Annotated in this window: 15 protein-coding genes; 13 read left to right on the forward strand and 2 right to left on the reverse strand. The window is 64.0% G+C overall.

Annotation, left to right across the window (positions count from 1 at the left end; all coding sequences use genetic code 11):
- Positions 1 to 86 precede the first annotated feature (86 nt).
- Both Q2941_RS46900 and erpA read right to left on the reverse strand, forming a co-directional pair.
- Positions 87 to 869 (reverse strand): alpha/beta fold hydrolase, encoded by a 783-nt coding sequence (locus Q2941_RS46900; RefSeq protein ID WP_027527379.1) that lies wholly within the window; start codon positions 867 to 869, stop codon positions 87 to 89.
- A 663-nt stretch (positions 870 to 1532) separates the two neighbouring features.
- Entirely contained in the window at positions 1533 to 1862 is a 330-nt protein-coding gene (erpA, locus tag Q2941_RS46905; RefSeq protein ID WP_027527378.1) for an iron-sulfur cluster insertion protein ErpA, read from the reverse strand.
- Positions 1863 to 1971: 109 nt separating this feature from the next.
- On the opposite strand from erpA, the gene Q2941_RS46910 reads away from it, so the two are divergent.
- From Q2941_RS46910 to Q2941_RS46970, 13 genes are all read left to right on the forward strand, one after another.
- Complete coding sequence (locus Q2941_RS46910) at positions 1972 to 3180, forward strand: deoxyguanosinetriphosphate triphosphohydrolase (protein ID WP_458196846.1); 1209 nt, start codon at positions 1972 to 1974, stop codon at positions 3178 to 3180.
- Between the two features lie 9 nt (positions 3181 to 3189).
- The gene (argS, locus tag Q2941_RS46915; RefSeq protein ID WP_458196847.1) at positions 3190 to 4980 is read left to right on the forward strand and encodes an arginine--tRNA ligase; all 1791 of its coding nucleotides are present in this window, start codon (positions 3190 to 3192) and stop codon (positions 4978 to 4980) included.
- 149 nt (positions 4981 to 5129) lie between these two features.
- The gene (locus Q2941_RS46920) at positions 5130 to 6623 is read left to right on the forward strand and encodes an SPOR domain-containing protein (protein WP_458196853.1); all 1494 of its coding nucleotides are present in this window, start codon (positions 5130 to 5132) and stop codon (positions 6621 to 6623) included.
- A 52-nt stretch (positions 6624 to 6675) separates the two neighbouring features.
- A complete protein-coding gene (gene nagZ / locus Q2941_RS46925; RefSeq protein WP_254112521.1) occupies positions 6676 to 7704 on the forward strand; it encodes a beta-N-acetylhexosaminidase in 1029 nt (342 codons plus the stop codon).
- Complete coding sequence (locus tag Q2941_RS46930) at positions 7701 to 8540, forward strand: segregation and condensation protein A (RefSeq protein WP_027527373.1); 840 nt, start codon at positions 7701 to 7703, stop codon at positions 8538 to 8540. Before nagZ ends, Q2941_RS46930 begins: the two co-directional genes overlap by 4 nt.
- Before the next feature lie 20 nt (positions 8541 to 8560).
- A complete protein-coding gene (scpB, locus tag Q2941_RS46935) occupies positions 8561 to 9304 on the forward strand; it encodes an SMC-Scp complex subunit ScpB (RefSeq protein WP_027527372.1) in 744 nt (247 codons plus the stop codon).
- 165 nt (positions 9305 to 9469) lie between these two features.
- Positions 9470 to 9703, forward strand: a complete 234-nt coding sequence (locus tag Q2941_RS46940) for a twin-arginine translocase TatA/TatE family subunit (protein ID WP_027527371.1) — start codon at positions 9470 to 9472, stop codon at positions 9701 to 9703.
- An 83-nt stretch (positions 9704 to 9786) separates the two neighbouring features.
- A complete protein-coding gene (gene tatB / locus Q2941_RS46945; protein WP_458196848.1) occupies positions 9787 to 10362 on the forward strand; it encodes a Sec-independent protein translocase protein TatB in 576 nt (191 codons plus the stop codon).
- Positions 10359 to 11165: a twin-arginine translocase subunit TatC gene (gene tatC / locus Q2941_RS46950; RefSeq protein WP_027527369.1), complete on the forward strand. Its 807-nt coding sequence runs from the start codon at positions 10359 to 10361 to the stop codon at positions 11163 to 11165. Before tatB ends, tatC begins: the two co-directional genes overlap by 4 nt.
- A 194-nt stretch (positions 11166 to 11359) precedes the next feature.
- Positions 11360 to 12691, forward strand: coding sequence for a serine--tRNA ligase (gene serS, locus Q2941_RS46955; RefSeq protein WP_458196849.1), 1332 nt, complete (start codon positions 11360 to 11362; stop codon positions 12689 to 12691).
- Positions 12692 to 12773: 82 nt separating this feature from the next.
- Entirely contained in the window at positions 12774 to 13151 is a 378-nt protein-coding gene (locus Q2941_RS46960; protein ID WP_458196850.1) for a hypothetical protein, read from the forward strand.
- Between the two features lie 129 nt (positions 13152 to 13280).
- On the forward strand, positions 13281 to 14048 hold the full coding sequence (gene surE / locus Q2941_RS46965; RefSeq protein ID WP_458196851.1) for a 5'/3'-nucleotidase SurE: 768 nt from the start codon (positions 13281 to 13283) through the stop codon (positions 14046 to 14048).
- Between the two features lie 371 nt (positions 14049 to 14419).
- On the forward strand, positions 14420 to 15349 hold the full coding sequence (locus Q2941_RS46970; RefSeq protein WP_458196852.1) for a B12-binding domain-containing radical SAM protein: 930 nt from the start codon (positions 14420 to 14422) through the stop codon (positions 15347 to 15349).
- Positions 15350 to 15415 lie beyond the last annotated feature (66 nt).

Consider the following 15415-nt stretch of genomic DNA (forward strand, 5'->3'; position numbering starts at 1 on the left):
AAGAAATTGGCAGCTAGCGCTGCCAAAAAAAATGCGCTGCGCCCTTGACGACCGACCGGCTAATGGGTGTCACCGTAATTTGAAACTTACTCGGGTCTTCGCACGTAGAGCGAGATAAACCGGTCGATCATCGGGTTGATCTGCTCCGGCACTTCCAGCGACAGGAAATGCCCGGAGCCGACGGCCTTGGCCGTGACCAGTTGCGGGCACAGCGCCGCAAAATGATCCAGATCCGCGAGCCGATGGGCCGCTTCGATGTAGAGCACCGGGACCCGGCACGCCTGGGCGCACTCACGCGCCCGATGCACATCCCAGGGGAACAGACTTGTAAACGTGGACACCAGCACGTGCTGTGGCGTCGCCAGAAAGGTCTGTTCAACATGGGCGCGGCATCTGTCGGTCGGCAGACAGGAGTCCGCCACAATTTTCCGCACCTCGTCCGCAAAATCCGCGCCCCTTAAGCCCTCCAGATACCCGGCGAACACCGTCCCTGCTGAGGCAGGGAAGAGCACCCCTGAATCGAGCAGCACCAGGCCTGCAGGAAAGTCCGGATAGCGGGCGGCGATTTCGAGCGCCATGTTGCCACCCATGCTTTGACCCACGATGACCGGCTTTGTGATCTGCTGTCGGTTGCACAGCCAGACGAGATCATCGGCGAAGCCTTCGATCGAATACGCCTGTTGCGGCTTGTCGCTCTCACCATGCCCCCGCAGCTCGGCATTCAACGCCCGACCTTGACGGGCGAAATACTCCATCTGCGGCGCAAAGTGCGTGCGATCCCCGCCCAGGCCATGGACGAACAGGAATTGAAGCGGTCCCGCCCCGGCGATGTCGAACGAGAGCTGGATGCCGTCATGCGCGAGTTTCATGGACCATCTCCGTATTCACCGACATGTCCAGGTGTCTCTGGCGAGTCCTTAATCTAAGTGGCGCCGCTGGCGAGATTCGAACCTTCTCGAATGATTGGACTGCGGCAGGGGCCGCTTCGGCGTCAGACTGTGTCGGACCCGCCGAGCCCCCGTCCTTGGGGCTCTCGCGACGATCACATGTTGCCCCTGGTTTGCCCGACGTGTCAAATAGTTTCGCTAAACCCGAAATGTATCGTGCCGGCTCTCCGGCTACTTTGCATGGGGTTGTTTTTCAGATTTTGAGTTCGGCTAGCCTTACTGGGACCTCATAGTGAGGAGCGCGAAGCGCGTCTCCGGACGATGCTGCGCATCGCCGTGCGAACCATGAAGCCCGGCTCTCAGGTGTGGCCATCCTTCGAGACGGCCGCTTTAGCGGCCTCCTCAGGATGAGGGACTGAGTGCGGGGTTTCGCTCTCTCCCTTCGTCATTCCACATTGCGCAAGTGCGCAATGGGGGCGCGCGTCAGCGGGAGCTCGAAATCCATTGCGCGGCCATCTCTGCGGCCCGATGGATTCTCAGATGCGCAATTGCGCATCATAGCTTGCGACTTCGTTGCGCCCCGGAATGACGAGAAAACCCCGCAAGCCGTCAGGATGAGGGCTCGGATGGTTTCTTGAAGAAGGACTAGATCGAGAAGCTGGTGCCGCAGCCGCAGGACGCGGTGGCGTTGGGATTGTTGACGCGGAAGGAGGCGCCGATCAGGTCGTCGACGAAGTCGACCTCGGAGCCCGCCAGGAACGGCTGCGACGCCGAGTCCACCAGGACGACTGCGTTGTCGCGCTCGATGACGAGGTCGTCGTCGGTGCGGTCACGCTCGATGTCGAACTTGTACTGGAAGCCGGAGCAGCCGCCGCCCTCGACCGAGATCCGCAGCATGGCGCCGGTGCCTTCGCCCTTGAGGATCTCCCCAATCCGGCGCGCGGCCCGGTCGCTGATGGTCACGGCAGTCGTCATCGTCCTACTCCAATAGTCCCGCGTCATACCCAATTCATTTGGTATCCCGCGTCCGTCATAGTTAAGTGCAAGGGTCCGCAGAATCAAATGGATAGGGACTAAATTCACCGTGTCCGTCGGAATGGCTGCCCCCCGCGCGCCCTATGCCTGCGATCCCGATCGCAGCCGCGGCCGGCTGGTCGCCGAGCCGCCGAGCCGCACCCGCAGCCCGTTCCGCCGGGATTGCGACCGGGTGATCCATTCCACCGCCTTCCGCCGCCTGAAGTACAAGACCCAGGTATTCGTGTTCCACGAGGGCGATCACTACCGCACCCGCTTGACCCATTCTCTCGAGGTCGCACAGATCGCCCGTGCGCTGGCCCGGCAGCTGGGGCTCGACGAGGACCTCACGGAGACCCTGGCGCTCGCGCATGATCTCGGTCATCCGCCCTTCGGGCACGCCGGCGAGCGGGCGCTCGATGCCTGCCTGAAGAACTCCGGAGGCTTCGACCACAACGCGCAGACCCTGCGCGTCGTCACGGCGGTCGAGCACCGCTATCCCGAGTTCGACGGCCTCAACCTGACCTGGGAGTCGCTCGAGGGCATCGTCAAGCATAATGGCCCGCTGACCGATCGCGGCGGTGCGCCGGTCGGACGCTACCGCGAGCACGGCGTTCCCGTCGGCATCGCCGACTACGTCAAGACGTACGATCTGGAGCTCTGGAGCTTTGCCTCGCTGGAGGCGCAGGTCGCGGCGATCGCCGACGACATCGCCTACGACGCCCACGATATCGATGACGGCCTGCGGGCAGGCCTGTTTGGGGTCGACGACCTCAAGACGATCCCGCTGATGGCCGAGATCATCGCCGAGATCGGTGCGCACTATCCAAATCTTGAGGATGTCAGGCGAGGCGCCGAGCTGGTCCGCGAGCTGATTTCGCATCTGATCGGCGCCGTCTTCGCCGAGGCAAAGGCGAATCTTGCGGCGATCCAGCCGCAATCAGCCCAGGACGTGCGCCAGCAGAGCCGGGCGATGATCGCCTTCCCGCCGGCGATGGCGGGCGAGGAGGCGGCGATCAAGACCTTCCTCTATCAGCACATGTACCGTCACAAGCGGGTGATGCGGGTGATGGGGGAGGCGGAACAGATCCTGTTCGACCTGTTCGCCAAGTACCAGGCCTCGCCCGGCGAGCTGCCGGCGGAATGGCTGGCCGGGGCGGAGGGTGAGGACGAGGCGGGCAGGGCGCGCCGGATCGGCAATTTCATTGCCGGAATGACCGACCGTTTCGCCCTGACCGAGCACCAGCGGCTCTTTGACTCGACCCCGGATTTGCGTTAGGCGGCGGCCATGGCCGACACACCCTCATCGCTGCACCTTTTTGCCGACGTGCTCGCGCGCGTGCACGCCGCCTGCCGCACGCTCGCTGCGCAGGCCAACTGGCCGGAGGGCGTCGATTTCTCGCGCGTTGTGGTCGAGCCGCCGCGCGATCCGTCCCATGGCGACATGGCGACCAACGCCGCGATGGTGCTGGCGAAAGAGGCCAAGGCGAAGCCGCGCGATCTCGCCGAGCAGATCGCGGAGCGTCTGCGTGCGGATGCGCTGATCGCCAAGGTCGATGTGGCCGGGCCCGGCTTCATCAACCTGACGCTCAAGCCGTCCGCCTGGGCGGAAGCGCTGCGCACCTTGCTGCGCGAGGGGGCCAGCTACGGTCGCCTGAGTGGGCGCGGGAAGGTCAATGTCGAATACGTCTCGGCGAACCCGACCGGGCCGATGCATGTCGGCCATTGCCGCGGCGCCGTGTTTGGCGATGCGCTGGCGAGCCTGCTGGATTTCGCCGGCCACGACGTCACCCGCGAATATTACATCAACGACGCCGGCGCCCAGGTCGACGTGCTCGCACGTTCGGCGTTCCTGAGGTATCGCGAGGCGCTCGGCGAGGACATCGGTCCGATCCCGGAGGGGCTCTATCCCGGCGACTATCTCAAGCCGGTCGGCGAGGCGCTGGCGAAGGAGCACGGCGACAAGCTGCGCACCGTGAGTGAAGCCGAATGGCTCCCGGCCGTGCGGTCAAAATCGATCGCGATGATGATGGACGAGATCAAGGGCGATCTCGCGGCCCTCAACATCCGCCACGACGTGTTCTTCTCCGAGCGCTCGCTGATCGAGAGCGGCAACAACAAGGTCGCCGAGACCATCGATTTCCTGCGCGCCAAGGGCGACATCTACGAGGGCCGCCTGCCGCCGCCGAAGGGCGCGCCGGTCGAGGATTGGGAAGACCGCGAGCAGCTTCTGTTCAAGGCCACGGCTTACGGCGACGACGTCGACCGTCCGCTGATCAAGTCGGACGGCTCCTACACCTATTTCGCGTCCGACATCGCCTATCACAAGAACAAGTTCGATCGCGGCTTTGCCGACATGATCGACGTGTGGGGCGCCGACCATGGCGGCTACATCAAGCGCATGCAGGCCGCCGTGAAGGCCGTCACGGCCACCAAGGCTGCGCTCGACGTCAAGATCGTCCAGCTCGTGAAGCTCTTGCGCAACGGCGAGCCGGTCAAAATGTCCAAGCGCGCCGGTGACTTCGTCACCTTGCGTGAGGTGGTAGATGAAGTCGGCCGGGACGCCGTCCGCTTCATGATGCTCTACCGCAAGAACGATGCGGTGCTCGATTTCGACCTCGCCAAGGTGATCGAGCAGTCGCGCGACAACCCGGTGTTTTACGTCCAGTACGGCCACGCCCGCGGCCACTCGATCTTCCGCAACGCAAGGGCGGAGGTATTTCCGGATCTGCCGGAGACGACCGAATCGCGGATCGCCTGGTTGCTGGATTCCGCGATGGAGCGCCTCTCGGACCCGGTGGAACTCGATTTATTGCGCCAGCTCGCAATTTATCCGCGGACCGTCGAAGCGGCCGCCGCGGCCCACGAACCGCACCGAATTGCCTTTTATCTCTATGATTTAGCCAGCGAATTTCACGCGCTTTGGACGAAGGGGCGCGATCTGCCCTATTTACGCTTCATTATCAATAATGATGCACAGCTTACAAAGGCGCGGCTGGCAATGGTCCAGGGCGTCGTCTCGGTCCTGGCATCGGGCCTCGCCATTCTCGGCGTCCATGCCCCGGACGAGATGCGGTAGTTTGGGGCGAACTACTTCAGGGAATTTGTGGGGCTAACCGGCAGAAGCCGGCTCGCGTACGTAATGCGACTTGGTTGAATGCCTTGTGGGTGAAGGCCGCTGTTCGGGTCGAGGACTGGCGGCTTTCCCGAAGGGGACGCATCATCACGATGGCCGATCGACGATATCAGGACAGACCGTATCCTTCCGATGACTATGATCGCGGTGGCGATCAGTATGGCAGGGCAGACAACGATCCCTTGGCCGAACTCGCGCGCCTGATCGGGCAGACTGATCCGTTCGCGACGCAGGGCCGGCCCGCCGCGAGGCCGCCAACTCCACCGGCGCCCGAGCCGTACCAGCCGCCTGCGCACGCGCAAAGCTACGCTCCAGAGAGCTACGAAGATCATCAATACGAGGAGCCGCCACCGCCGCCCGGACCGCCGTCCTGGATGCGGCGTGCCAACGTCCAGCCGCAGCCGCCTGTGGCCGAGCAGCCGCGCTACGCGCCGGCCATGAACTCAGAGCATCCGTTGCAGCGCTTCCCGGCACAGCAATCCGCACCGGAGCCGGATTACCAGGAGCCCCAGGCCTATCCCGAGCACGACGATCCGATCGATCCGTCGCGCTATGACGACGCGCTCTATGGCCAGCTCGAAGCGGGGCAGCAGGATTTCCAGCGCGATCCGTCCTATCCGGACGATCCTTACGCCTATCAAAGCGACTATCCCGAGGATGAGCTCGAGGACGAGGCTCCGCAGAAGAAGCGCGGCGGGCTGATGACCGTTGCGGCCATCCTTGCCCTGGCCGTGGTCGGAACCGGGGGCGCCTTCGCCTACAAGACCTACCTGGGATCGCCCCGCAGCGGTGAACCGCCGATCATCAAGGCAGACAACACGCCGACCAAGGTCGTGCCGGCGCCCGCCGATGGCTCCGCCAAGGTGCCTGATCGCATGGTCACCGGTGACGGCAGCGAAAAGATCGTGCCGCGCGAGGAAGCGCCGATCGATGTCAACGCCAAGTCCGGCGGCCCGCGCGTCGTTTTCCCGCCGCTCAATCCGAACGCCAATCCGCCGCCGGTCGCGAGCGTCTCACCGTCGGCCGTGCCGCCCCCAAGCGCCGCGCCCAATAACGGCACGATGCCCAACAGCGAGCCGCGCCGGGTAAGGACGCTTGCGGTGAAGGGTGACCAAACCGACAGCACGCCCGCGCCGGCTGCGGCCGCAGCCAAGCAGGTCGCGGCTCCGAAAGCAGCCGCCGCGACGGCAGCGCCACGCAATCCGCCGACCTCGGCCAATGCCAGCGCCAACCAGCCGATGTCGCTGGCGCCGCAGGCTGGGGCGCCGGACCCGTCCGCGCCGCCGACCCGGATAGCCGCGACCAATCCGACGCAGATCGCCCCCGCTCCGGCTGAGGGCGGTGGCAGCTACATGGTCTCGATATCGTCCCAGGACACCGAATCCGCGGCGCGGGATTCCTTCCGCGTGCTCCAGGGCAAGTTCCCGTCGGCGCTCGGATCGCGTTCGCCGGTGATCAAGCGGGTGGATTTGGCCGACAACAAGGTGAAGTATCGCGCCATGGTCGGTCCGTACCGTACCCGCCAGGAAGCCGCTCAGTTCTGCACGGAGCTGAAGGCGGCCGGCGGCCAGTGCTTTATCCCGTAGTATTATCGGCCGTTTCCTTGACCCCCTAGCGGGGTAGGGTTAATCGGCGACTATGAGCACGCGGGCCTTCATTACCGGCGTTTCCGGAACGGAATTGACCGCCGCAGAGCGGGATTTTATCCGTACCGAACGTCCGTGGGGATTCATCCTCTTTAAGAGGAATATCGGGACCCCGGCTCAAGTCGCTTCGCTTGTTCAGGAATTGCGCGGCGTCGCAGGCTCTCCGGATGCCCCCGTCCTGATCGATCAGGAGGGTGGGCGGGTGCAGCGGCTCGGCCCGCCGCACTGGCCGGTCTATCCGTCCGGCGCTGTGTTCGGAAAGCTTTACGATATTGATTCGGCGCTTGGGCTGACGGCTGCGCGCCTCAGTGCCCGGCTGATCGCGGCTGATCTGGCCGATCTTGGCGTCACCGTGGACTGCCTGCCGCTCGCCGACGTGCCGGTCGCGGGCGCCGACGCCGTGATCGGCAACCGGGCCTATGGAACCGAACCAGCCAAGGTTGCGGCGATCGCCCGCGCCGTCACGGACGGGCTTGAGCAGGGCGGCGTGCTGCCGGTCCTCAAGCACATCCCCGGCCATGGCCGCGCGACGGCCGACACGCATTTCCGGCTGCCGACGGTAGACACGCCAAGGGATGAGCTGGAGCGCACGGATTTTGCCGCGTTCAAGCCATTGGCTGACCTGCCGATGGCAATGACTGCACATGTTGTGTTTAGCGCTTTCGACCCCGCCCATCCGGCGACGACATCTGCGACAATGGTCCAGCAGGTGATTCGTGGCGTGATCGGGTTCCAGGGTTTGTTAATGAGTGATGACGTGTCGATGAACGCATTGGCGGGCACCATTACCGAGCGCACGCGTTCGATTTTTGCAGCCGGCTGCGACATGGTCCTGCATTGCAACGGGAATATCGAGGAAATGCACGAGGTCGCCGGCCAAACGCCCGAATTGTCGGGCAAGGCGGTGGAGCGCGCGAACAGGGCGCTGGCCGCGCGTAAGGCGCCGCAGCCGTTCGACCGGGCGGCGACGCGGGCCGAACTCGACGCATTGATCGCACAGGCGAACACGGCATCCGCATGACCGCAGAAATCCTATCGTTTGAAACCGGGCGGCCCGCCGAGCTCGCCGAGGGTGAACCGGCGCTGGTCGTCGATGTCGAGGGCTATGAGGGTCCGCTCGATCTGCTGCTCGCACTGGCGCGACAGCAGAAGGTCGACCTCGCCAAGATCTCGATCTTGGCGCTCGCCGATCAGTATCTCCACTTCATCGAAGCTGCGCGAAAGATCCGGCTCGAGCTTGCGGCCGACTATCTCGTTATGGCGGCCTGGCTTGCCTTCCTGAAATCGCGCCTCTTGCTGCCGGAACCGCCGACTGCGGAAGGTCCGAGCGCGGAGGAGATGGCCACCGCGCTCGCCAATCGCCTGCGCCGGCTCGAGGCCATCCGCGAAGCGGCGAACCGGCTGATGAACAGGCAGCAATTGTTGCGCGACATCTTCCCGCGCGGCGAGCCTGAACAGATCGCCGAGGTCAAGCATCCGAAATACACTGCGACCCTCTACGACCTGCTCACGGCCTACGCCACGCAGCGCCAGTCGCGTGTGCTGGCGAGCGTGCATCTCGCCAAGCGCACGGTGTGGTCACTCGCCGAAGCCCGCGCCTCGCTGGAGCGGCTGGTCGGGGGCCTTACCGAATCGGACGATTGGGGTCGTCTCGACGACTTTCTCATCCGCTATGTCGCCGATCCGTCGCAGCGTGCGACGGTGTTCGCCTCGAGCTTTGCCGCCGCGCTCGAACTGGTGCGGGAAGGCCAGCTGGAACTGAACCAGAAAGAGGCGTTCGCGCCGCTCTATTTCCGAAAGGGGCGGCATCAACCGGTAACAGGTGCGCCTCCCGCGCCTGAAGCACCGGTCGGTTAGTTGAGGAAGGAGAAGCTGCCATGGCCTTGGCGGAAGTTCGGGTAGAAGAGGTCGAGCCGATGGACAACGAGCCCCAGGCACGTCCCGAAGAGTTGCGGCTTCTCGAAGCGCTGCTGTTTGCGTCCAGCGAGCCGCTGGATACCGCGACCCTTGCCAAGCGCATGCCTGATGGCGTCGACGTGAAGGCTGCGCTTGCGCAGTTGCAGGCCGAATATGCGACGCGTGGCGTGAACCTCGTGCGCGTTGCCAACAAATGGACCTTCCGCACCGCCGGCGATCTTGCCTGGCTGATGACGCGCGAAAGCACCGAGACCCGCCGCCTGTCGCGTGCGGCGATCGAGGTGCTGGCAATCATCGCTTATCACCAGCCGGTGACCCGCGCCGAGATCGAGGAGATCCGCGGCGTCGTGACCTCGAAGGGCACGCTCGACGTGCTGCTCGAGACCGGCTGGATCAAGCCGCGCGGCCGCCGCAAGACGCCGGGCCGTCCGCTGACCTTCGGAACCACCGAGGATTTCCTGTCGCAGTTCACCCTGGAACAACTCGGTGACCTGCCGGGCCTCGAGGAGTTGAAGGGTACGGGTCTTCTGGATTCGCGTCTGCCGACCGGTTTCAGCGTGCCGACGCCGTCGGACGACCCGGCGCTGCGTGAGGACGAGGATCCGCTCGAGCCCGGCGACGATCTGGACCTTGCGCTGGCGCCCGCGCCCGAGCCGGAACCGGAGACGCCGCAAGGCGGCGGCGAGGGCAGCGACGAGGGCTGACGGCCCGTCGTTCTACGGTCTGCCCGACCAGTTAAGACTAGCAAGATTGCGTAGTGCCAACAGCGAATTGGCGCTGCCTTGGTCCTTGTTTTTGACACCTGCGAAGCCTAGGTTTCGGTGAAGATCGGCCGGGTCCCCGGCCATGCGTGTTTGGAGGGTTGCAGGATGGGTTCGCTTAGCATTTGGCACTGGATCTTGGTGATCGCAGTGGTCCTGCTGCTGTTCGGCCGCGGCAAGATTTCGGATCTGATGGGCGACGTGGCGCAGGGCATCAAGGCCTTCAAGAAGGGCATGCAGGACGACGACAAGGTTGCCGACAAGCCCGACCCCGCCAAGTCCATCGAGCACAACGCCGCGCCGACTGCGGCACGGTCCGACGTCGGCAGCAAGGCCGTCTGAGCCAAAGATCGGCAGACGTGGGCGGTCCCGATCCCGTGCATCGAGGATTGGGCCAATCGCGGCTTGCCTGAACGGAAGACTTCATGTTCGACATCGGGTGGAGTGAACTGGTCCTCATCGCGGTCGTTGCGCTGGTTGCCATCGGCCCGAAGGAGCTCCCCGGTGTCTTGCGCATGGTCGGCCAATGGATGGGCAAGGCCCGCAAGATGGCCGCCGAATTCCAGGGCCAATTTCAGGAAGCCATGCGCGAGGCCGAAATGGCCGACCTCAAGAAGAGCTTTGACGAGGTCAAGGAAGCTGCCTCCGGCTTCACCAGCAACAATTTGATGACCTCGCTCACGAAGGACGTCAACGAGGCGCTGCGTATCGAGGACATCGACAAGCCTGCGGAGACCGCGGCCACGCCCGCGATCGAGCCGCCGGCGACTTCAAGCGAAGCGCCGGCGACTTCAGGCGAAGCGCCGGTGATGCCCACGACACCGGAAGCCCCGACGCCCGCGACCTTTGTGGAAGCGGAGGCACATGCGGCGGCAAATGAACCGCTCGCGATCACCCGCGAGGTTGAGCCGGCTCCTGTGACCCAGGACACTGTAGTCCAAGACACGGTAGTCCAAGACACCGCGCTACCCGAAGCGATCAAGGACGCCAAAGCGTCATGACCGACGCCGACATCGAGGCCAGCAAGGCGCCGTTGATGGACCACCTGATCGAGTTGCGCTCGCGGCTGATCAAGGCGTTGCTCGGCTTTGGCATCGCGTTCATCTTTTGTTTCTTCTTCGCCAAGCAGATCTACAACGTGCTGGTCTGGCCGTTCGTGTGGGTCGCCGGGCCCGAGAATTCGAAGTTCATCTACACGGCGCTGCTGGAATATTTCATCACCCAGCTCAAGCTCGCGCTGTTCGGTGCCGGCTTCATCTCGTTCCCGATCGTCGCCACGCAGATCTACAAGTTCGTGGCGCCCGGCCTCTACAAGCACGAGAAGCAGGCTTTCCTGCCATATCTGGTCGCGACCCCGTTCTTCTTCGTGCTGGGCGCGATGCTGGTCTATTTCGTCGTCTTGCCGATGCTGATCCGCTTCTCGCTCGGCATGCAGCAGACCGGCAGCGACGAGACCGCGCAGATTCAGCTCCTGCCCAAGGTCGGCGAATATCTGTCGCTGATGATGTCGCTGATCTTCGCCTTTGGCATCGCCTTCCAGCTCCCGGTGATCCTGACGCTGCTCGGCCGCATCGGCATCATCACCTCGAAGATGCTGCGCGAGAAGCGCCGCTATTTCATCGTCATCGCCTTCATCATCGCGGCCGTCCTGACCCCGCCGGACGTGCTGAGCCAGTGCTCGCTCGCGATTCCCTTGCTGGCGCTCTATGAGGGCTCGATCATCGCGGTATCGATGGTGGAGAAGAAGGCGGCGGCTTCGCAGGCTTCCAGCGGCGCCTCGTCGAGCGCCAACCCAGCGGAATAAGGCACCGCATCCTTTGGCTGTCATTCCCCGCGAAAGCGGGGAATCCAGTACGCCGCGGCCCCTCCGTATCCTCGCGCTGTCTTTGGAATACTGGATCGCCCGCTTTCGCGGGCGATGACAGCTGTGCTAGGGGAAGCGCGCTGACCTACAACGTTCGCCGTTGTATGTGGACGCGCTGCCCCAGGACCACAGCCATGCACGACATCAAGACGATCCGCGACAATCCGCAAGCTTTCGACGCCGGCCTCGCCCGGCGTGGGCTGAAGCCGATGTCCTCGTCGCTGCTGGCGATCGACGAAAAGCGACGGGCCGCGATCCTGGCTTCCGAGCAGGCCCAGGCCCGGCGCAACGCGGCATCCAAGGAGATCGGCGAGGCCAAGAAGGCCAAGGACGAGGCGCGCGCGGCCAAGCTGATGGCCGAGGTAGCCGAGCTCAAGACCACGATGCCGGAGCTCGAAGCGGCCGCCAAGGCCGCCGACGAGGAGCTGGCAAAGGAGCTGTCGGCGATCCCCAATCTGCCGCTTGCCGAGGTGCCCGATGGCGTTGACGAGCACGGCAACGTGCAGCGCCATGTCTTCGGCAACAGGCGCAACTACGCATTCGCGCCCAAGCCCCATGACGATCTCGGCGCCGCCCTCGGTGACATGGATTTCGAGACGGCGGCAAAGCTCTCCGGCGCGCGCTTTGTCGTGCTGAAGAAGGGGCTGGCGCGGCTCGAACGCGCACTCGGCCAGTTCATGCTGAATCTGCACGCGGACGAGCATGGCTACACCGAGATCAATCCGCCGCTGCTGGTGCGCAACGAGATCATGTTCGGCACGGGACAGTTGCCGAAATTCGAGGACGACCAGTTCTGGGCGATCAAGGGCGAGTTGCTGGCCGCGCCCGACCACGAGCGGCTGCGGACCGAGCGTCTCGGCATTATTCCGACCGCGGAGGTGGCGCTCACCAATCTCGTCCGCGAATCCGTCCTCGACGAGAAACAACTTCCGATGCGGCTGACTGCGCTGACGCCGTGCTTCCGCGCCGAAGCGGGTGCGGCGGGGCGAGATACGCGGGGCATGATCCGGCAGCATCAGTTCACCAAGGTCGAGCTGGTGTCGATCACGACGCCGGAGACCAGCAAGGACGAGCACGAGCGCATGCTCGCCTGCGCGGAGGAGGTGCTGCGGCGGCTCGACCTGCATTACCGGGTGATGACGCTGTGCACCGGGGACATGGGCTTCTCGTCGCAAAAGACCTATGACATCGAGGTCTGGATGCCGGGCCAGGGCGAGGGTGGGGCGTTCCGCGAGATCTCGAGCTGCTCGGTGTGCGGCGATTTCCAGGCCCGCCGCATGGATGCGCGCTCGCGCGGGCCGGACGGCAAGCCGCGCTTCGTGCACACGCTGAACGGTTCCGGCACGGCGCTCGGTCGCGCGCTGATCGCCGTGATGGAGACTTATCAGCAGGAGGACGGCTCGATTGCCGTACCGGATGTTCTGCAACCCTACATGGGCGGGCTGAAGGTGATCGCGCGCGAATAGCGCGACATTAGCGGGATAGACGGTTGCGGAGATCGGATGGACGGTTATCCTGAGGCCCCTCCGATAGCTCCAACGATCGTCCATGGCCCTGCACCGCGACATCTTCTGGATCGGCAGACAATGGGCGGTGACCGGTTTCGGCGTCCAGGCGGTCGATCAGCGGTTGCGCGGCGTGCTCGACATCGAGATCGCGCGGCTCTGGGACGACGATTTCGTGCAAAGCCGGCGCGCCAAGCCCGGGCTCAATCTCGAGGATTTTGACAAGGCACTGACGCTCGCGCGCACGCGCTATCCGCAGGCGACGGCACCAGAGTGTACGCCGGTGCGCGCAGCCATCGAGCTGCCGCCTGCGCCGACCCCCGTCGCGCCACCGCCGAAACCAGCCCCGCCGGTCGTGCTCGCCTTGCGAGCGGAGGGCCGTCTGGCGCGTTTCCTGCCGCAATGGCGCATCCGCCGCTAGGCGAGAGGCCCGCCGACAGTCGTTGGTAAGTTCCAAACAGCGCGGAACCTCCCGCATTTTCGGCGGTTTGCCTGATCGGTCATAGCCGGATAAGACCTCCTCACATCACCTGAGGAATAGATCTGACGCATGCGTATTCTCTGTACCAATGACGACGGTATCCACGCGCCCGGCCTCAAGGTCGTGGAGGAGATCGCGTGCGCCCTGTCCGACGATGTCTGGGTGGTGGCGCCCGAGCTCGACCAGTCCGGCGTCTCGCATTCGCTGTCACTCAACGATCCCTTGCGCCTGCGCGAGGTGGGCCCGCGGCACTTCGCGGTGAGGGGCACGCCGACAGACTGCGTCATCATGGGCGCGCGTCATATCCTGGGCGCGACGCTGCCCGACGTCGTGCTCTCCGGCGTCAACAAGGGCCGCAACGTCGCCGAGGACGTCGTCTATTCCGGCACCATCGCGGGCGCGCTGGAAGGTACCATTCTGGGCCTGCCGTCGTTCGCGCTGTCACAGGAGTTCAGCGTCGAGACGCGCGAGCGGCCGCCGTGGGATACCGCGCGCAAGTTCGGTCCCGACATCCTGCGCAAGGTGCTCAAGGCCGGCGTGCCGAGGAACACCGTGATCAACGTCAATTTTCCGTCCTGCGCGCCGGAAGAGGTTCTCGGTATCCGCGTGGCGCGGCAGGGCAAGCGCAATCTCGGCTTCCTCAGGATCGACGAGCGCCGCGACGGCCGCGGCAATCCCTATTTCTGGATCGGCTTCGAGCGTGCCGCGATGATGGACCTGTCGGAGGATGGCACCGATCTGGCCGCGCTACGCGAGCGTTACATCTCGGTGACGCCGCTGAAGCTCGACCGCACGGATGAGGCCTTCTCGCAGGCTCTTGGCGAGACGCTGAAATAGGGACCGCGTTCGCCGTCGCGTCCTCTTCGCGCCCCTCTTGCAAAAAGGTCGAAAACAACCCCATGCAAAGTAGCCGGGGGCTGCCGGGTGGCGGATTCGTGTTTTACGAAAATCATCGGCAAATCAACGGCATAGATGCATCATTGCAGCACGTGGGACCCAGAGTAAGCCCCCCCCCACCCACCAGCCGTATTCGCTCTTTTCTTCCCGTCGCCGGAACCGGCGGAGATGGCGCACCAAACCTCCTGCTTCTCGTTGAATGCGCCCGAACAAGTGAGCCATGTGCGATCTTCGATCGCGCGACTCGTCGCCCGGAATACAACCCTGGAGATTCGCCCTCCAGCCCAAGAAAAGGGGGAGGAGCATCAGCTGTGAAGGTACGCATAATCGTCTGTTACGCTTCGCGCTACCGTCGTGGCCACCTAGTGGATTTTGTGCCGCCAGTTACCGGCATCCATTTGGCGGCGCTCACGCCGCGAGAGCATGAAGTTGAAGTGTTTCATGAGCAGGTCCGATCTGTTCCGATCGACGATACGCCCGATCTTGTCGCCCTCTCGTTCTTTTCTGGCTTCGCTCGCGGCGCCTACGCCTTGGCGGACCGGTATCGCGCGCTTGGTGTGCCGGTCGTGGCTGGTGGCCCACATGTTTCCTACTGGGTCGAAGAAGCCTTGGAGCATGTTGACGCGGTCGTGGTCGGTGAAGCCGAAACCGTGTGGCTGAAGGTTCCCGACGATGCGAAGCGCGGCGTCATGGATAAGGTCTATCGGGGCGAGGCGGCGCCGCTCGTCGGCCTGCCGACCGCCAGATATGATCTTCTGGAAAAGAGCTTCGTTGTTCCTCGCGTACTTCAGGCGACACGCGGGTGCCCATTTTCGTGCAGCTTTTGCAGCGTTCCCGAGCTAAATCCTGGCTTCCGCGTGCGGCCGATCGATGATGTTGTCCGCGATATACAGGAGAGTCACTTCCCGCTTCCCTGGCAAGAGAAAGTCGTTTGGTTTTGGGACGACAATTTGCTGGTGAAGCGCCGCTGGGCGAAAGACCTCCTTCGGGCAATGTCCGGCCTAGACAAATGGTGGCTCACCCAAGCTTCCATCGATATCGTCAACGATCGTGAGCTGCTCGATCTCATGGAAAAATCGGGGTGCATTGGCATCTTTTTGGGGATCGAAAGTCTCGACGACGCCGACCTGAAAAGCGTGGGCAAGCGGCAGAACAAAGCCGCCGCGTACAAGGACGCGATCGCGCGTTTGCACGATCGGGGCATTTGTGTGATGGCGGGCTTCATCTCTGGTCGTTTGTGAAGAACGTTTCTGAGCACCGTTTTACGCAAGGTGTGGTTGCGATAGGTGGCGACAGAGTATCCATAA

It is taken from the genome of Bradyrhizobium sp. UFLA05-153, from assembly GCF_054185185.1.